We start from the raw sequence: 18366 nt of genomic DNA, 5'->3' as shown, positions 1-18366 counted from the left end.
GAGTCGATTAGACCATAATCGTGCCTTAAGCTACTTGGCCGAAAAATGTGGAGTGTTGCCTACGGATGTTAAAAATATTGCTATTTGGGGTAATCACTCCACAACGCAATATCCAGATTTTTGCATTATGCAAAAGTAAAAGGACAAGATGCGTTAGCGATAATTGAGCATGATTGGTTTGTTAACGACTTTATCCCAACAATACAACAGCGAGGCGCTGAGGTGATTAAAGCACGCGGGCAATCAAGTGCTGCGTCAGCGGCTAATGCGGCAATTGATCAAATGAGAGTCTGGACACTGGGTACTGAGCATAACGACTGGGCCAGTATGGGGGTTTTTTCTGATAACAGTTACGGAATTGAAGCCGATTTGGTTTATTCTTTTCCTGTTCAGATAGCAAATGACTCAGTTAATATAGTTAAAGGCTTGGATGTTAATGAGTTCAGCTTTCAGCGTATGCGTTTATCTGAGGCTGAGTTGAAAGAAGAGCGTGACGCTGTTAGGCATTTGTTTTAATGAGGCACATGTGGTCTTATTCTAAACTGCGATAACACTCAGGCGTAAAACGGGGCGTGCATATCGCTAAAAAGACTAAATCGCTATCGCTTTGGTTGCTAATACGTTGCGAGCATTCTGGCGGAATAAGTACCACATCACCGGGTACTAGTTCTTGTTTGGGTAAACCAGCGACTTCAACTAAACCGCATCCGGATAAAACGACATAACGTTCAATAACGCCGATTAAACAATGTAATTTTGTGGTAACTCCCGGTTTTACTGTAGCCCTAGCGATTGAAACGGCTGGGTCAGCTAGGCTGTTTGATAATTCTAAAATAAAGCAGCCTTCATCAAAATAATATTCATGTTCTGGGTTAGCTTTTAGGATTTGGCTTTGCATTAACGCTCCCATTCTTTAAGTGCAACTTTATCGCGTAAATATACAGGCATGGCGTGCTCAACAGGTACTTGTTGGTTTAAAGCAAATCCTCTTAAACCTAATTTTGCAATCGTTGCGGCATGGGGTAAGCAATGCGCGTCAATATCTTGTAAACATTGGTTTAATCGCTTAGATAATATCTCGCCGTAATTTAGCCAAGCCGAGCCTATACCTACGCCTTTTATATTGGGAAAGGCAATAGCATCGGCTGCTAGCACCGCTTCATTACCAATTAATTCGGCATAGCCGTCTTTATTGAGTTGATAAACACCCCAAAAAATCTCTTGCATACGCGCATCGACGGCTACAAAAACACAGTCATGCTCACTACTTATGTTTTTATCGAAATAGGCTTGCGCTAACGTTTTGAAGATTTGAAACAGGAACCACAGATAAATTTAAGCCAAAGGCTAAGCCTTGAATCACACCTGTCGCAATGCGTACACCGGTAAACGAGCCAGGCCCTCGGCCAAATGCCAAGCCGTTAAGCTGATTAGGCATTAAGCCCGCTTCGTTAAGTAATTCGTCGATGAGGGGTAATACGATTTGACTATGGCGGTTTCCAACGACTTGGAATTTTTCGGTAATGTTACCGTTTACAGATACTGCGACAGAACATGCTTCAGTCGCAGTATCAACGGCTAATAAATTCATGCGTGAGTACCTTTAAGTTAATGCTGAAAAAAAATGTTTGTACATCGGCAAGTTCACGGGTTCGTTTCATAGGTGGAACGCTGTCTAAAAATAACTGACCATAAGCGCGTTTCAAAAGTCTAGGGTCGCATACCATTAACACGCCTTTGTCGTGTTCGTCGCGGATTAAGCGTCCTATCCCTTGTCTTAAGGCAATGACCGCCGCAGGGATTTGATATTCAAAAAAAGGATTTTTACCTTGTTGTGTCATGATATCTAAACGTGCTCGTAACACCGGGTCGCTAGGCGATGAGAACGGTAATTTATCGATAATCACACACGATAACGCCTCACCGCGTACATCGACACCTTCCCAAAAACTAGCTGTGCCTAATAACACGGCGTTGCCTGTTTTTTTAAATTGCTCCAATAATAAGCCTTTAGGCTTGCTGCCTTGTACTAACAGCGGATAATCAATCCGGTTTTTTAATAAGGTTTCAGCTTGTTTTAAGGCTTTATGGCTAGTGAATAAAAAAAAATGCGCGGCCTTGGCTAGCTTCTAATACCGGTACGACAAATTCTAAAATAAGCGGAATAAAGTGGGGGTCGTTTGGGTGAGGCAAGCCTTTCGGATGATAAAATAGCGATTGATTGGCATAATCAAATGGGCTACTCCAACTGGCTCCTGGGATGTCGGTTAAACCTAGTTGGCTGGAAAAATGCTCGAAGCTGTTTGCCACGCTTAATGTCGCAGAGGTGAAAATCCAGCTGGCTTTATGTAGCAGCATGAATTGCTGAAATTCGTTAGTAATAGTTAGCGGGGTTCGATTTAACGTAAAGCTTTGCCTATGCAATTCATACCAGCGTATCCATTTGCTATCTTGCTCGGTTACTATCGCTTGTAATTGCTCGGATAACTCTTCAGCGCGCTTAAAGCACACGTCTAAATTTTTACTTTTTACCGAAGCGATTTTTAATTGCTCAGTTAGCTGTTGTAAGTTTGTTTGCAAGCTATGTAGAGCATCCATGACGGCTTTGTTTTTTACCAGTTCTTGCCAGTCGCCACGCTTAAGCTCTATGCCAAATGCTAGTCTTAAATTTCTAACCGCATGTTCTAAATTTTCTGCCGTCGCGCGTAGTTCGGGAATATCGGTTGCATCTTGATAAAATTCGACTAAGCTATCTTGAGCCAACTCATTAAACTGTCTGCCGCTTAAATTAATGCCTAAGAAATTAGCGGCGGTTTCCGGTAATTGATGCGCCTCATCGATAATAACCGCGCCGACGCTAGGCAATAACTCACCAAAACCATTATCACGAATCGCCCAATCCGCACACAGCAAATGATGATTGACGACGATTAAATCAGCTTCTTGGGCTTTTTTACGCGCTTTTACTAAAAAACACTGAGCATAATCCGCGCATTCTTGGCCTAAACAATTGCCAACGGTTGAAGTAGCCTGATACCAAATAGGGTTGTTTTCTTCTACGCCTGCGATTTCTGAAATATCACCCGTTTGGGTACGCGATGCCCAGGTATTGATTTTAGCCAGTGCCATTGCATCATCTTTACTAAAACCAAACGTCGTTGTCATCGCGTTTTTTAGCCGTAGCAGACATAAATAGTTACTACGTCCTTTTAGCAAGGCAGCGGTAAACGGCGTTTTAAAAACTTTGCGCAATAACGGAATATCTTTATTAAACAACTGGTCTTGCAGGTTTTTCGTACCAGTAGAAACAATGGCTTTCTTACCCGATAATAAAGCAGGCACTAAATAAGCAAAGGTTTTACCGGTGCCTGTGCCTGCCTCAGCAATAAAATGGCGATTTTCACGAATAGCGGTATCAATCGCTGTGGCCATTTCGACTTGTGCTTGCCGAGGTTGATAACCTTTAACGGCTTTTGCCAGAATTCCGTTACTGCTAAAAAATGCTGATATATCCATTGCCTAAACAAGATGCTATAAACAGAACATAGTAGGATAATGTGGCTAAGAACGCTATAGATGCGTTACTTAACGGGTTATATTGTACGGAACTACCCTGCACGTCGAGCATCGTAAGCTCATTATGCATATTTAAGGAGTTTCAGATGAAAACGATAAGTTTAATAGTCTTCAGCCTCTTGCTTAGCGCCTGCTCCAGTTTACCACCTGCTATCGAAGATGCGCCGCTGTATGATTTAAGCTATAAAGAAGCAAGCCAGAATACGGCTAAATTTCGCGAAGCCGCGATACGCTGGGGTGGTGTCATCGTTGAAGTTGATAACGAGCAAAATTTCAGCCTAATGCAGGTGCTATATTATCCTTTGAACAGCTATGGCCGTCCAATGCTCGATCAGCCCAGTGAAGGTCGCTTTGTGGTTAAAACCTCAGAATTTTTAGAACCGACAATCTATACTAAAAACTCAGAAATCACCGTTGCGGGTCAATTAAAAGGCGACATCGAGCGCACGATAGGCAAAAAAAAGTCATGCATCTACCGCTAGTGTCTTCTAGCGTCATGCATATCTGGCCTGATTATTATAATGGCTATAATGGCCTTATAACTATTATTACGGAGGTTTTGGCGTTGGTCCTTATTATCCGTATGGCTTTTATCCTTATTACTGGGGTGGGTTTTATCGTCCTTTCCCTTACTACTACCCTCGTCGTTAACCAAACACATTGAAGATTATGACCGATTCGCTGACTTGTTTTAAAGCTTATGATATTCGTGGCCGTATCCCTGATGAATTAAATATAGACATTGCTTATCGCATTGGCCGTGCCTATGCCGACAGTATAAAACCCCAATCGGTGATCGTGGGGCGTGATATACGATTGACCAGCGATGAACTGACGGCTGCACTTAGCAATGGCTTATTAGATGCCGGTGTTGATGTTTACGATATAGGCTTGTGTGGTACCGAAGAAGTTTATTTCGCGACATTTGCCTATCAAGCGCAAGGTCAAACTATGGATGGCGGCATTATGGTTACCGCTAGCCATAATCCTAAAGATTACAACGGCATGAAGCTGGTGCGCGAGCAAAGCCGTCCAATAAGCGGTGACAGCGGCTTAAATGCTATTAAAGCATTAGCAGAATCCAGGCGGTTCTCTCCACCCGCTTGCGAGAGAGGACGTTTAATCCACGTTGATATAAGCGCAAGCTATACTCAACATTTATTGCAATATATTAATGTGTCAACGCTTAAGGCGATGAAGATTGTTGTCAATGCGGGCAACGGTGCGGCTGGACATGTGATTGACCAATTAGAAGCGGTATTACCTAAGTCGATAAAGTTTATCAAAATTCACCATGAACCTAATGGTCATTTTCCTAATGGTATTCCCAACCCGTTATTACCGGAAAATCGTCATAGCACGATGGCTGCGATTGCCGAGCATCATGCCGATATAGGCATTGCTTGGGATGGCGATTTTGATCGTTGCTTTTTGTTTGATGAAACAGGGCGTTTTATCGAAGGTTATTACATTGTTGGCTTATTAGCCGAAGCGTTTTTACGTCAATATCCCGGCGCTAGCATTGTCCATGACCCTAGATTGACGTGGAATACGGTCGATATTGTCACGGGATTAAACGGCCAGCCGATACAAAGCAAAACTGGTCATGCGTTTATTAAAGAACGAATGCGTTTAGAAGATGCGGTCTATGGCGGCGAGATGAGCGCGCACCATTATTTTCGCGATTTTGCTTATTGCGATAGCGGAATGATTCCGTGGTTATTGGTGTTAGATTTAATGTGCCGTAGCGGTAAAAAACTATCGCAACTGGTTGATGAACGTATGCAATTATTCCCTGCTAGCGGTGAAATCAACCGGACGATTGCCCAGTCTAGCGCGGCATTGAAAAAAGTCGAACAGCATTATCAAGCACACGCTTTAGCCACCGATTTTACCGATGGGTTAAGCATGGAATTCACCGATTGGCGCTTTAATCTGCGTTGTTCCAATACCGAGCCTTTAGTCAGACTGAATGTAGAATCACGCGCTAATCAAGCGCTGATGCTAGCTAAAACCGAAGAAATCTTAGCGTTATTAGACGAGTGAGGTTTAGCAAACTGTAGAGACGCAATAGTTGCGTCTCTACTCGTCAATGGTACGCTGCCAGCGCCCCGTTTGTACTGAATACCATTTACCTAACGTCTTCAAAAGGGTCGAGGCATTAATCGTCCACCAGACCGCGTTTGCGCCAAAGTCTAAATGAATCGCAAACCACCAGCTCAACGGAATGCGTAAAATATTTAACGGTGCTGACCAGTAAAAAATCAGCCGGGTTTGCCCACTTCCGCTAAGCACACCTTCTGCAAGTGCTTCGTAAGCGACAAAAACTTGCGAGAACGCTAATATTTGCGCATAGCCAACGGCTTGGATTAAAACTGCAGCGTCTTGCGTAAACAGACTACATAAATAGACCGCACCAAAATAAAAAACCAGTCCCACTAACATGCCTATAGCCGTTAACCACTTAAATGCCAATCGGATGGCGGCTAAAGCATCATTGATTTGATTAGCGCCTAAACATCTGCCGACTATTCCGGCAATACCCATAGAAAAGCCCCAAAACACAGGCCAGGTAAAACCTTCTAACGCTGAAAAACCAATACCAAGCGCGGCATTTACTGACGTACCTAACGGACTAATGACCCAATGCAGCATAGCCCAATACACACCGGCAAACATAAGCGAACCCCAACACATAGGCAGCCCAATTTTGGCAATTTGGCCTAAATGCCGACTGGGTAGGCAATGTTTAAAGCGGAATGGGCTAGTAACCCGTAACAGCAAAATACCGCTAATAACAGCGATGTGTGAGCTAATCCCTGTCGCCAAGGCCGAACCACCTATACCTAAACCAAAATGGTAAATACACACCGGGTTTAACACGATATTAAGCGTTGTGGCGAGTAACTGTAGCCAAAATACCGGTTGTGCACGACCATAGGCAATAAAAATCGCTTCTAAACTGGGCATAACAGCTTGCGCTAAACACGATAAGGCGTGCCAACGCAAATAAGCTTGCGCCAGTTCAGCGGTGTTTCCTGTTAAGCCTAATAACTGCACCGTCATCGGCGCTAACCATGCACTCAAACTCAGTACGCACAGACCTATGCTTAATGCGCCTATTAACGCATTAGCCATATACGCTTCTTGGGATTTCGTATCCTTACTGCCTATTGCGCGTGACAATAACGCTAACGTGCCTGCTGACATGATGGAATACAACGCATAATAAGCAATGAGCACAAAAGTCGTCGACGCAATGGCGGCTTGTGCCTCAACGCCTAACCATTGCACAGCTTGCTGATCAATCACGCGATATGCATTATCGAGCATCGCTGATAGCGCAGTGGGTAAGGTGAGTTTAAGAAGAGTGGCGCTGCTTATCCGGGGCACGGTCTATACGATATAACGACAAAAGAGAATGGCTGTTAACATAACAGGCCAACCGGAATGAGCAATAAAAGAAGGAAAGTGACAGTGGTTTTAGTTTGTTAACCCCCGTCCAATCAAAAACTCATTGTTTTGCACATCCGTCATTTCGGCAGGTATACAACGTATGGTTTTCAAATTGGGCGGGTTATAAAACCACTGTCAAAAGCGCGGATAAGATTAAAAAAGCGCTTTAACGCATTAGTAAGATGCGATGTGTTATCTTGGGCAAACGTTAGTAGCCGTTAAACCTTTAGGGCCTGATTCAACATCAAAGTTAACTTTTTGACCTTCTGCTAAAGTTTTAAAGCCTTCACCTTGAATTACTGAATGATGTACGAAAACATCTTCGCCGCCTTCGCTAGGCGCGATAAAACCAAAGCCTTTAGTATTGTTAAACCACTTGACAGTGCCTGTTGCCATTTGAAATTCCTCAAATAAAAAATACGGTTAATACAGAACTACAACATTGACAACCGGACTACCTTTACTAAGAGGGAACTTCACTGGCTACAACATCTTTACTCTGCAACGTAGATTGTACTGATATTTTGCACAGTATGCTATTTATACACGCAAAAAATACAGTGTTTATGGAGTTACAATGCCTTTGCCATTGTGAATTTAGCTTTAGCAGACTCGGAACGTGGAAAATATGGGGGCACGACACAGGTCATATCGTTATGCAATCTGAATCGCAGCAACACTTATATTTGCCGACATTAGGAGGCACATCGTTCGCGTCATTCGATGTCTTTTTCATGATAAAAACATGGGTTAAAGTAAATTTTTTTACTCTGACCTTTGTTATTTTAAGCGCCGAAAAATAAAAAGACTCTAAGGCTTGCTGTTTATTTCGCAAAAATGCATGATACGAATAACTATATAATTACTTGTTAGGTGCCTAGATAAAATGGTTTCATTGATCGTACGCTACTTATCACGCCTTCCCAATGGTAAGGTTGTGCTCTGGTGCTACCTGATCTGGTGGGCTTCCACGGTTTTCCATCACTTCGACGCTTCGCCAAATATCTGGCTCAATTCAATTGGCATCAGCGCAGTTATCGGCGTTGCGTTAATCCTTAGTGTCGGCGGATTTAAGTCAGCCACAAGAGATCGCTGGCAAACTTTTCGCTTGTTTGCTATGCCCTTTTGCGTATCGAGCTTTTCCTCGCTCATCAAAGATAAAGGCTTCGTTCTTGTGTTTCCGCCATCGGCTAGAGAATTATTCACTTCTGTCGCCCTGTGCGTTGTCTTTGTTGTTGTGGTCGTTTGGTCTTCGAAAGGTACGGGTTGAAGCAAGCGCTTAACCCGTAACGTGGTAAGGCAGATTCGCAGGTAGGCAATCTGCCATTTCGGGGCACACCGATGGCGATTTGCTATCGAGGTTTTGAAAGTATACAGACTTTTTTACAAACGATATCAATATATTGTGCTACAGATTTTAAATAATGGATACTTTCACAGCCTCTATTGCGTAACTGTCCATATGCATTGGTTATATAACGTTGTCAGAGAGTGTATATGCGACTATATAATAAAACGGGTCAGAGTAAATTCATCTTGCTATACTCTTTATTCGCCATTTACGACAAAATTCACTAGGGATATGAGATGAGCAAAATACAAACTTATCGTCTGATTACGCTTCGCTAATTCAATTTACGATTTCATCTTACGAGTTGAGATAAAGCGCGAGTAAATCTTAGTACCAACGAAATTATAAAACTTAAACAAAACTATTTAACATTTAGTCTTAACCTCTCCGGCTATGAACATCATCAATTACCCAATATTCCGTTTATTATGCAAGATATAGTCAATTGGACAGAGCTTTTCAAGGATTTTGTGGGTATTTTTGCCATACTGAATCCACTTGGCGCAATACCTGTCTATATCAGTATGACGTCTAGCAAATCAAATGAGGAAATCAAGCGCATAGCGATAAAAACCTCAATAGCGGTAGCCATTATTCTCGTGATTTCAATATGGATAGGTGGCGCGGTATTACAATTTTTTGGTATCACGATGTCTGCTTTTCGTATCGCTAGCGGCTTATTGGTATTACTGGTCGCCATTTCCATGTTCCATGCCAAATCCAGCGGTGCAAGCCACACTGATCAAGAAACGTTAGAAGCTACATATAGGGACGATATTGCTATTGTTCCTTTAGCCATGCCTTTGTTAGCGGGACCAGGAGCAATTAGCTTGGTTATTGTCAATGCAAATCAAATGGAGCAATGGTCGGAAAAAATACTCTTAAGCTTGAGTATTCTTATCTTGGCGGCAATTATTTGGTTAACATTGCGAATCGCGATTAGCTTAGGAAATTTAATGGGTACTGCGGGTATAAATACGGCAACGCGAATTATGGGGTTGCTGCTCGCTGCAATGGCGGTGCAATTTATAATTGTTGGATTGGCAGACGCATTTCCAAGTTTGTCGTATAAAAGCTAAGCGATGTTATGGATCAAGATTGGTTGGGGTGTAGCACGCAAAAAATAATTACTCGTTCAAAAAGACCGCTACACAAGCTTTTCCGTTAAGTTTAGCTTGGTAAAGCGCGTGGTCGGCTTGTTTAAACAGTTGTTCTAATGAGGTTTTATTGCTGGATTCGTTTGGCGTAATGCCAATGCTGACGCTATAAGGAATGTGTAATCCGCTGTAAAAGACCGGGCTTTGTTTGATTGCAGACAGCAATTTTTCAGCCAGTTTGAGAGCGTCTGTTACGCTAATATGTGGTAAAACCACGGCAAATTCTTCACCACCGATACGTCCTAACATATCGCTTTTCCTTAAGCAGTTTTGTAATACTTCACCAAAGGCTTTTAAAACTGCATCACCGCCAGGATGTCCGTAAGTGTCGTTAATTTTTTTAAAATCATCGACATCAATGTAATAAATGGCTAAGGAGGATTCCTTTCGGTTGACAGCGTCATAAACAGATTCGCAACTGTTTAGAAAGGCAGTGCGGGTCATGGTGCCAGTCAGTTTGTCGTAACTGGCGATAATCTGCAATTCTTCCTTTAGTTGATTGATTTTTATCGATAAACCAACAATATACCAACTTGCGCAAGGTGCTACTAGCGCTGGAACTAATGCTGATAAAAAAATCGTTACCTCATCAATTTCAGAATCAAATAAACGGAGCGATACCATCGTGATTAGCTCTGAGGCTACAATTGAGAACAGCGTGATTAACGCAACTATTTTAAGACGTCCAAATTTAACATCATGTATGAGCATAAGATTACCTAATTGGCTATTTGAAACTAGCGGGTGAGGTAACCCTATATGCGCCAACCTAGCATGTAAACTACATTGATAATAATCATTTATCCTCAATTTTTTAAAAATTTATCGCTTTTTGGAGTAGGGGCTGTTGCCATTTTGTAATAAGCGATTTGGTTGAGATTGAAAGCATAGCACCCAGTCTACCGGTTTACCTCATGCAAACTGGATGACCAATGTCACAACAAATGCTGACAGACGAAGACTCAGCAAAGTTTGGATCAATTATATTTAAACAGGGTGTTTACGCCAAGCCTCAGCTCAGACAAATAATAGCACAATAGAATATTATTGTGATTATAATTGGGGTCAGAGTATATGTTTAGAGCTTGCAGGTTTTAGGTACATCGTTAAAAACTATAAAAATTATCCATATTTTCAATTTTACTAAGCATTAATAAGCCTTTACCCTCTTCTATTAATGGCTCTATCGAAGATTATTGGCTGGACAAATCACTTCGACCGATTTGTCCAACCCTTATCTTGACGCAAGCTGGCTATGTAGTCATGCATTTCTATCGCATTTAATGGATTCGATTCGCTATTAATTTTCCATCCTATTAACCTATTTCAACATTATGACACTTTCATGCAGACTATGTGGCTCAGATAACACCTTCAGTTTCGAGGTGATTGATCATAAGCAAAAGTCAAACTTCCCAATATCTGTTTGCAAACAATGTGGGCTGGTGCAACAGACACATATTCCATCGGAAGAAACATTGAGTTTATATTATTCGCATAACTATAGAATGGATTACAAAAACACTTACACGCCAAAATTAAAGCATATTAGACGAGCGGGATTGGCTGCATTTGAGAGAATAGAATTTCTTATGACCAGTCCTATTAATATTAAAGACGATTGTAAATTAGTTGATATAGGTGCTGGCGGCGGAGAGTTTGTGTATCTTTCCAAAAGAAACGGGTTTGATGCCATAGGTATTGAGCCTAACCATGGCTACTCGGAGTTTGCAAAAAGAGAATATGGTGTAGAAATAATAACATCTATGCTCGATGATTTAACAGAATCATCCGCAGATATTGTCACGATATTTCACGTGTTTGAGCATATGGCTAATCCATTGGCTGTAATGAAAAAAATAGCCGATGTGCTTAAAGAGGGTGGTTTGTTATTTGTTGAAGTGCCTAATTTACTTCAAGATGATGCGTCGCCGCACAATCGATTTTTTAAAGCACATCTTTATTATTATTCAAAATATACATTGATTGCCTGTGCGAGTAAGTATTTTGATGTTATAAAAGTCCATGATAATGGTAATTTAAGAGTTTTATTTAAAAAGAAAGCGTTAGCAACTAAAACCATAAGTAAACCCAGTGACGAGCACGTTGAATTAATCATAAACAGCTTTGTTGATAAAGGCTGGCTAAATTATTTGTTTAAGGGAAAGGGAATATTCAAGCCATTCATAATAATAAAAAGATTAGCTATTGAGTTTAAGCTAAGAAACGTGACACCAAAGGAATTGTTAGATTCTATTGGATAAAATTAGGCTACCAACGTAAGGTGGGACAGGGTATTCAGGGTGCTGCACGCCGTAAATACTCTGTCCCTGCTAAAGTGTGTAGCCTAAAAACTTATATAACTGGGGTCAGAGAAAATATTTTGATCTGAGTTATTGTGTTTTTACCAATTACTAAATGGCTTAAGCCTTGCCAAGATTATAGAACACCCCCTGATGTTATTCTTTGTTAAGCGGCGAAAATATCGGAGAAAAATCATTTATAGTGAGTAAATATATCTAATAATTAGATTCTAATATCTATTTATATCGTTTTATTGCTGGTAATTATTTAGCGTAAGCTTTAGCACAATGATTCCTATGTACTAATGACTTAAACTAATCGACAGGTCTATTATGATTTTTTTTCATCGCCGTAAATTCGTTGCTATTAACGGCTTACTGACTAGCCTAGTGCTATTAACTCCGCTAACCACTGAAAGCGCTGTTGTATTGTCAGAAGAGCAAGAACGGCAACGTAACGAAAAAGCCCAAATAGAAGCTAGAAAAAAAGAGCTTGCCAAAGAAGAATATGTCAAAAAGTACGGCTATTACCTAGAAGCTGGCAGTTATGGTACTAAGCGTTTAACTACGCCACCGCCTTACATTAGAAATCTCAGTAAAACCGGTATTGAAGAATTCAAAGATGTAACCTGGTTAGATGTCGGTTTAAATTTCCGTTTCCGCTATGAATATCGCGATGGCGATATTCGCCGCAGTACCGCCTTAGTTGATAATCCTTTGTTATTCAAAACACGCGCTTATTTAGGTGTAAAAGAAATTTTCGACCCTTTCCGCTTTGCTGTCGAGTTACAAGATTCAAGACGTTATAACAGTCATTTCCCAACCGATGTCCGCGATGTTAATGAATTTGAAATTATTGCCGGTTATGGCGAGTTGTATTTCAAAGATGCGTTAGGTACGGATGATTTAGGCAATGCGCGCCCGTTCAGTTTCAAAATGGGGCGTTTCAATTTCGAATTTTTAGATAGACGGCTTATCGGTAACAACGAATGGCGTAACACGACGAACACGTTTCAAGGTTTTCAAGCCATGTTAGGGCAGGATAAAAACGATTGGCAAGTCGATTTGTTAGCATTGCAACCGTTGGAGCGTCTTAAATACGATTTTGATGAAGTCGTCGATGAGCAATGGCTTTCAGCCGTTATGGGGCACTGGCGTAAATGGAGCGAAATCATCACGTTAGAGCCTTATTATTTACAGCTTAAACAAACGGCGAGTGCTAATAACAATTTTTTAGATAGAGAAATCCATGCGGTTGCATTACGTGGCTACGGTTGGGTAGGTGAAAGCGGCGTTAATTATGATTTTAATGGAATCTATCAATTTGGTACCAGTGGTACGCAAAACCAAGACGCCTACGGTTTTACTGCTGAAATCGGTTATACCTTTAGCCACCCGTGGAAACCTAGGTTCAGTGCTAGCTATGGCTATGCTAGCGGTGACAAAGATCCTAACGATAAACACAATGAGCGCTTTGAGCGTTTCTTTGGTTTCGCGCGCCCTTGGAGTGCTGATGACTATGTCGTATTTGAAAACATCATCGCGCCTAAAATACGGTTAGAGTTAGAACCCAGTAAGAATTTTAGACTAGACACGGGTTATAGCTTTTTCTGGTTAGCAAGCGATACCGACCGCTTTAATAACTTAAATACTGTACCTGACCCAACTGGCTTAAACCGCGATAAAACTGGCAAAAGCGGTGATTTTATCGGTCATTCGTTTGATATTCGCGCCCGCTATAAAATCGACCCAAGAGTTGAAACCATCCTAGGCTATTCGCATTTCACAACCGGCGAATTTGTCCGCAACATCCAAAATAAAAGCCAAGGCCACCATACCGACGACACGAATTTTTTCTATGTCGAAGTCAATATCAATGCTTTTCAATAACTTGTTAATCTTGTGAGGAACTATGTCTTTAACATCTACATTAAAATTAAGCTTGCTTACCGCAAGCCTATTCATTAGTAGCGCAACCTTTGCCGATAGAAGTTTATTAAACGTCTCATACGATCCTACGCGCGAGCTTTATCAAGATTTCAATAAAGCTTTCAGTCAATACTGGCAAGAAAAAACCGGCGAAACGGTGACAATACAACAATCGCATGGCGGAGCCGGTAAGCAGGCTAGGGCGGTTATGGATGGTTTAGAAGCCGATGTTTTAACGTTAGCCATTACTTATGACATCGATAAGATTGCTGAAAAAGCTAAGCTGTTACCGGCTGATTGGCAAAGTCGTTTACCGAATAACAGTATTCCCTATACCTCTACGATTGTATTTTTAGTGCGTAAAGGTAATCCCAAAAATATTAAAGATTGGGATGATTTAGTTAAAGAAGGCGTTACCGTGGTAACGCCTAACCCTAAAAACGTCTGGAGGCGCGCGTTATAACTATTTAGCGGCTTGGGCGTTTGCTGAGAAGAAGTATGCGAGCAAAGACGCGGCTAAAGAGTTTATTAAAAAATTGTATAAAAACGTGCCGGTGTTAGATTCGGGTGCGCGTGGTGCGACTACGACCTTTTTACAACGTGGTATCGGTGACGTGCTGTTGGCTTGGGAAAACGAAGCGCTACTCGCCATAAAAGAAATGGGTAGCGAACAAGTTCAAATCGTAGCACCGCCTAGCAGTATTCTGGCGGAAACCCCTGTCGCTGTTGTTGATGAAGTGGTTAAAAAACATGGTACGCAAGATTTAGCAGAGGCGTATTTAAATTATCTCTATACACCTACGGGTCAAAAACTCGCTGCTAAGCATTTTTATCGACCTATTCACCCCGAATTAGCCGAGTCTTCCGATGTTGCTAAATTCCCTAGTATAGATTTGTTTACGATTAAGCAACGTTTTTGGTAGCTGGGATGCCGTACAAAAAGAGCATTTTGATGATGACGGTATCTTCGACCAAATTTATGTGCCTTAGGCATTCATTATGAAAAGACATTCAATCATGCCTGGATTTGCGCCCAGCTTAGGCTTCACTGTGGTGTATTTAAGCTTAGTCGTGCTAATTCCTTTAAGTACCTTAGTGGTCACCAGTTTTGGGCTGAGTTTTAGTGAATATCTAAAAATTATCACTCATGCGCGTGTGTTAGCGTCTTTTAAAGTGAGCTTTACTGCTTCGCTATTTGCCGCGTTTTGTGCGGGTTTGATTGGTTTTGTGATTGCTTGGGTATTAGTGCGCTACCCATTTCCCGGTAAAAAATTGTTTGATGCGTTAATCGATTTACCGTTTGCGTTACCGACAGCGGTTGCGGGTATTGTGTTGGCGACTATTTATCAACCTAGCGGCATGTTAGGGCGCATTCTAATGCAGCAGTTTGGTTTGCAAGTCGCTTATAAACCACTGGGTATTGTGTTTGCGTTGATTTTTATTAGCTTACCGTTTGTGGTGCGAACCTTAGAGCCGGTATTACAAGAGTTTGATACGGCAATGGAAGAAGCGGCAGCTAGTTTAGGTGCATCTAGGATAAAGGTTTTTATCCACATTATTTTGCCGAATTTATTTCCTGCCATGCTGACCGGCTTTGCCTTAGCGTTTGCGCGCGGCATAGGCGAGTACGGTTCGGTTATTTTTATCGCAGGCAATCTGCCTTATGTATCAGAAATCATACCACTGATGATTATTACCAAATTAGAGCAATACGACGTACCTGGCGCGACAGCGATAGCCCTAACGATGTTGGTGATTTCGTTTTTGCTATTGCTAGTGATTAATTTGCTGCAACGCTGGGTACGGATTCGTTCTGGGCAAGTATAGGTTTTTTTATGAATGCTGTGACTGACTTAATTAAAACCGCTGAGGCGGTAAAAAGACCTGCGCTCACCGATCCTGTTTGGCTTCGTAGAGCGCTGACCGGAATCGCATTGGGCTTTATCTTATTATTTCTCTGCTTACCGTTGGCGGTGGTATTAATCGAAGCGTTTGCTAAAGGTTGGGCGACGTATTGGTCGGCTTTAACCCAGCCGGATACGTTGTCGGCGATACGGTTAACATTACTCACGGCCTTAGTTACGGTGCCGTTAAACACGTTGTTTGGACTCTGTGCGGCTTGGGCGATTACTCGCTTTCAGTTTCCTGGTAAGAGTTTGTTATTAACTCTTATAGACTTACCGTTTTCGGTGTCGCCGGTTATTTCAGGTTTAATATTCGTGTTGATTTTTGGCGCGCAAGGTTGGTTAGGTGAATGGGTTTCCGCACATAACATCAAAGTCATCTATGCCGTACCAGGAATTATTTTAGCTACGCTGTTTATTACTTTCCCATTTGTTGCGCGTGAACTAATACCGTTAATGCAAGAAATGGGTAGCCAAGAGGAAGAAGCGGCGTTGTCATTAGGCGCGAGCAGTTGGCAAATGTTTTTTCAGATTACGTTGCCGAATATTAAATGGGCGTTGCTGTATGGCGTTTTATTGTGTAATGCCAGAGCTATGGGTGAGTTTGGCGCAGTTTCTGTGGTGTCCGGTCATATTAGAGGTCTGACGAACACATTACCGTTACATGTTGAAGTGAGTTACAACGAATATGATTTTGTTGGCGCATTTGCCAGCGCTTCGATTTTAGCCGGATTAGCGTTGCTAACTCTGGTACTTAAAACGACGCTGGAATGGTTACAACAACAAAATCGATCACCAACTTAAGCCGGGGCAGGTCATTCAGAGTGCAGGACGCCGTAAATACATCTCTGTAGGCTTGGCGGCAGCATCCCTGCTGCCGACACCTGCACTCTAAACGACCTGTCCCGTCTTGATATTGTCCCATCTTAAAGTTGGTAATCGCAAAATCGATCACAATGAGACACTTATGAGTATTATTCTTTCTGATATTAGTAAAAATTTTGGCCGATTTTCGGCTTTAAACCACATTAACTTAGAGATTCCAGAAGGTGAGTTAGTCGCGTTATTAGGACCATCGGGTTGTGGCAAAACCACGTTACTACGCATTATTGCGGGCTTAGAGCAAGCTGATAGCGGACGCGTGTTATTAAGCGGAGAAGATAAAACAGAGCAGCATGTCAGCCGACGCGGCATAGGTTTTGTGTTTCAGCATTATGCGTTATTTAGGCACATGACGGTGTTTGATAATGTCGCGTTTGGTTTGCGCGTTAAGCCGAAAAAAATCCGTCCTAGCACGGGCGATATTCATCGCAAAGTCCATGCCTTATTAGAACTGGTGCAATTAGATTGGTTACATGACCGATTTCCTGACCAATTATCGGGCGGTCAGCGTCAACGAGTTGCATTAGCACGTGCGTTAGCCGTTGAGCCTTCAGTGTTATTGCTCGATGAGCCATTTGGCGCACTCGATGCCAGTGTGCGCAAAGACTTACGGCTGTGGCTACGGTCATTGCATTACGAGTTAAATGTCACCAGTATTTTCGTAACGCATGACCAAGAAGAAGCGATGGAAGTCGCGAGTCGTGTCGTTGTGCTCAATCACGGCTGTATCGAGCAACAAGGTGCGCCGAGTGAAATCTACGACCATCCGGCTAATGCATTTGTCTCAAAATTTATTGGTCAAACCAATGTTTTGCAATTCGATCAACAAGAAGGGCTGTTATTGCCTAATACGCCACCCGATGGCAAATCGGCCCATGTGCGGCCGCATGATATTGTCTTAGCCAAGGCCAGTAACGATGATAATGCTCACGCCGTGTTAAGAGATTGGCAGCATTTAGGTGCATTAATCAGAATCGAGCTAGAAAAAATCTCACCTTACCATTCGGGTTTGAGTATTTTTGTCGAAATGCCTAACGAGCAGTTTAAACAACTCGCCTTAAAAAAAGGCGATAAAGTCACCTTGCAAATACAGCGCGCGCATTGGTTTCATTAGACTTGGCAAACATTGCCGTAATGTTATTGATAACACGCTATAATCAGCCAGTCTAAATCGTTACCTTTATGGAGCATGGTCTGATGAATACGGTGATGAAGTCTCGTTTTACAAGTGATGAGTATTTGCAATGGGAAAGTGAGCAAACCGAAAAGCATGAGTATTATTCCGGTGAAGTGTTTGCGATGGCAGGCGCGCGGCGGGCGCATGTTGTTGTTAGCGGAAATATTTTTGCTGGCTTTAAACAAGCGTTACGTGGTAGCGGTTGCCAAGCGTATATCGCTGATATGAAATTACGTGTCGAGTATGTTGACGCGTTTTTTTATCCCGATGTCATGGTGTCTTGCTCTCAGCAAGACCGCCGCGCTGACCAATATTTGTCAGAACCTACGCTTATCGTCGAAGTATTATCGGATTCCACGGCAGCATTTGATCGGGGCGACAAATTTGCTGCGTATCGCAGCTTAACGTCATTACAAGAATACGTGATTGTCGACATTGCCGCGCGTCGAATCGAATGTTTCCGGCGCACGGCTGATAATGACTGGTTATTGCATGATTACATTGGCGAGCAAGTCTGCCAATTTACCAGCATCGATGTGTCAATGACATTAGCGGAGGTTTTTGAAGATGTGGAGGTTCTTAATGATGAGCTGTTGCCTCAGCATGGCGCAATCAACCCAATACCTTAAAC

At 42.2% G+C, this 18366-nt stretch carries 19 protein-coding genes and 2 pseudogenes; 12 read left to right on the top strand and 9 right to left on the bottom strand.

Annotation, left to right across the window (positions count from 1 at the left end; translation table 11 throughout):
• Positions 1-52 precede the first annotated feature (52 nt).
• A complete protein-coding gene (locus VZ94_RS30220) occupies positions 53-139 on the top strand; it encodes a hypothetical protein (RefSeq protein ID WP_275575135.1) in 87 nt (28 codons plus the stop codon).
• Complete coding sequence (locus tag VZ94_RS05010; protein WP_275575134.1) at positions 121-516, top strand: hypothetical protein; 396 nt, start codon at positions 121-123, stop codon at positions 514-516. Before VZ94_RS30220 ends, VZ94_RS05010 begins: the two co-directional genes overlap by 19 nt.
• Positions 517-532: 16 nt before the next feature.
• Here the strand turns inward: VZ94_RS05010 and VZ94_RS05005 are convergent, their stop codons facing one another.
• From VZ94_RS05005 to VZ94_RS04995, 5 genes and pseudogenes are all read right to left on the bottom strand, one after another.
• Positions 533-898 (bottom strand): cupin domain-containing protein, encoded by a 366-nt coding sequence (locus tag VZ94_RS05005; RefSeq protein WP_045778394.1) that lies wholly within the window; start codon positions 896-898, stop codon positions 533-535.
• Complete coding sequence (locus VZ94_RS31655; protein WP_338040247.1) at positions 898-1227, bottom strand: tRNA threonylcarbamoyladenosine biosynthesis protein TsaB; 330 nt, start codon at positions 1225-1227, stop codon at positions 898-900. The genes VZ94_RS05005 and VZ94_RS31655 overlap by 1 nt, the downstream gene beginning before the upstream one ends.
• A 49-nt stretch (positions 1228-1276) precedes the next feature.
• Complete coding sequence (gene tsaB, locus VZ94_RS31650) at positions 1277-1591, bottom strand: tRNA (adenosine(37)-N6)-threonylcarbamoyltransferase complex dimerization subunit type 1 TsaB (protein ID WP_338040246.1); 315 nt, start codon at positions 1589-1591, stop codon at positions 1277-1279.
• Positions 1572-2054, bottom strand: a pseudogene (locus tag VZ94_RS31645) (ATP-dependent DNA helicase); the annotation flags it as partial. The gene tsaB and the pseudogene VZ94_RS31645, both read right to left, overlap by 20 nt.
• 37 nt (positions 2055-2091) lie before the next feature.
• On the bottom strand, positions 2092-3516 hold the full coding sequence (locus VZ94_RS04995; RefSeq protein WP_338040245.1) for an ATP-dependent DNA helicase: 1425 nt from the start codon (positions 3514-3516) through the stop codon (positions 2092-2094).
• Positions 3517-3662: 146 nt separating this feature from the next.
• Here VZ94_RS04995 and VZ94_RS04990 point away from each other — a divergent pair, with 146 nt between their 5' ends.
• Together VZ94_RS04990 and VZ94_RS04985 are read left to right on the top strand one after the other, a co-directional pair.
• Positions 3663-4058 (top strand): Slp family lipoprotein, encoded by a 396-nt coding sequence (locus VZ94_RS04990; RefSeq protein ID WP_239649640.1) that lies wholly within the window; start codon positions 3663-3665, stop codon positions 4056-4058.
• A gap of 187 nt (positions 4059-4245) precedes the next feature.
• Positions 4246-5622, top strand: coding sequence for a phosphohexomutase domain-containing protein (locus VZ94_RS04985; protein WP_045778393.1), 1377 nt, complete (start codon positions 4246-4248; stop codon positions 5620-5622).
• 36 nt (positions 5623-5658) lie between these two features.
• Here VZ94_RS04985 and VZ94_RS04980 read toward each other — a convergent pair whose 3' ends face one another.
• The 3 genes from VZ94_RS04980 to VZ94_RS25785 form a co-directional block, all read right to left on the bottom strand.
• On the bottom strand, positions 5659-6969 hold the full coding sequence (locus VZ94_RS04980; protein WP_045778392.1) for an MATE family efflux transporter: 1311 nt from the start codon (positions 6967-6969) through the stop codon (positions 5659-5661).
• A gap of 255 nt (positions 6970-7224) precedes the next feature.
• Positions 7225-7428, bottom strand: a complete 204-nt coding sequence (locus VZ94_RS04975) for a cold-shock protein (RefSeq protein ID WP_045778391.1) — start codon at positions 7426-7428, stop codon at positions 7225-7227.
• Between the two features lie 585 nt (positions 7429-8013).
• The gene (locus VZ94_RS25785) at positions 8014-8238 is read right to left on the bottom strand and encodes a hypothetical protein (RefSeq protein WP_157844855.1); all 225 of its coding nucleotides are present in this window, start codon (positions 8236-8238) and stop codon (positions 8014-8016) included.
• Between the two features lie 573 nt (positions 8239-8811).
• Here VZ94_RS25785 and VZ94_RS04970 point away from each other — a divergent pair.
• Complete coding sequence (locus VZ94_RS04970; RefSeq protein WP_045778390.1) at positions 8812-9462, top strand: MarC family protein; 651 nt, start codon at positions 8812-8814, stop codon at positions 9460-9462.
• 48 nt (positions 9463-9510) lie between these two features.
• Here the strand turns inward: VZ94_RS04970 and VZ94_RS04965 are convergent, their stop codons facing one another.
• Positions 9511-10251, bottom strand: a complete 741-nt coding sequence (locus VZ94_RS04965) for a GGDEF domain-containing protein (protein WP_131655470.1) — start codon at positions 10249-10251, stop codon at positions 9511-9513.
• Positions 10252-10925: 674 nt separating this feature from the next.
• On the opposite strand from VZ94_RS04965, the gene VZ94_RS22240 reads away from it, so the two are divergent.
• The 7 genes and pseudogenes from VZ94_RS22240 (at position 10926) to VZ94_RS04930 (ending at position 18364) form a co-directional block, all read left to right on the top strand.
• Positions 10926-11804 (top strand): class I SAM-dependent methyltransferase, encoded by an 879-nt coding sequence (locus VZ94_RS22240; protein WP_157844854.1) that lies wholly within the window; start codon positions 10926-10928, stop codon positions 11802-11804.
• A gap of 372 nt (positions 11805-12176) precedes the next feature.
• A complete protein-coding gene (locus VZ94_RS04955; protein WP_052700225.1) occupies positions 12177-13733 on the top strand; it encodes an alginate export family protein in 1557 nt (518 codons plus the stop codon).
• A gap of 22 nt (positions 13734-13755) precedes the next feature.
• Positions 13756-14762 (top strand): annotated as a pseudogene (locus VZ94_RS04950) (sulfate ABC transporter substrate-binding protein).
• A 9-nt stretch (positions 14763-14771) separates the two neighbouring features.
• Positions 14772-15599 (top strand): sulfate ABC transporter permease subunit CysT, encoded by an 828-nt coding sequence (gene cysT / locus VZ94_RS04945; protein ID WP_045778389.1) that lies wholly within the window; start codon positions 14772-14774, stop codon positions 15597-15599.
• A gap of 8 nt (positions 15600-15607) precedes the next feature.
• A complete protein-coding gene (gene cysW / locus VZ94_RS04940; protein ID WP_045778388.1) occupies positions 15608-16480 on the top strand; it encodes a sulfate ABC transporter permease subunit CysW in 873 nt (290 codons plus the stop codon).
• Between the two features lie 163 nt (positions 16481-16643).
• Positions 16644-17672 (top strand): sulfate/molybdate ABC transporter ATP-binding protein, encoded by a 1029-nt coding sequence (locus VZ94_RS04935; RefSeq protein ID WP_045778387.1) that lies wholly within the window; start codon positions 16644-16646, stop codon positions 17670-17672.
• 83 nt (positions 17673-17755) lie between these two features.
• Positions 17756-18364 carry a Uma2 family endonuclease gene (locus VZ94_RS04930; protein WP_045778386.1) on the top strand — a complete coding sequence of 203 codons (609 nt, stop codon included), beginning with the start codon at positions 17756-17758 and terminating at the stop codon, positions 18362-18364.
• Positions 18365-18366: the final 2 nt, after the last annotated feature.

The organism is Methylocucumis oryzae (genome assembly GCF_000963695.1).
GTDB lineage: Bacteria > Pseudomonadota > Gammaproteobacteria > Methylococcales > Methylomonadaceae > Methylovulum > Methylovulum oryzae.
This window is presented reverse-complemented; position numbering and strand designations above follow the sequence as displayed.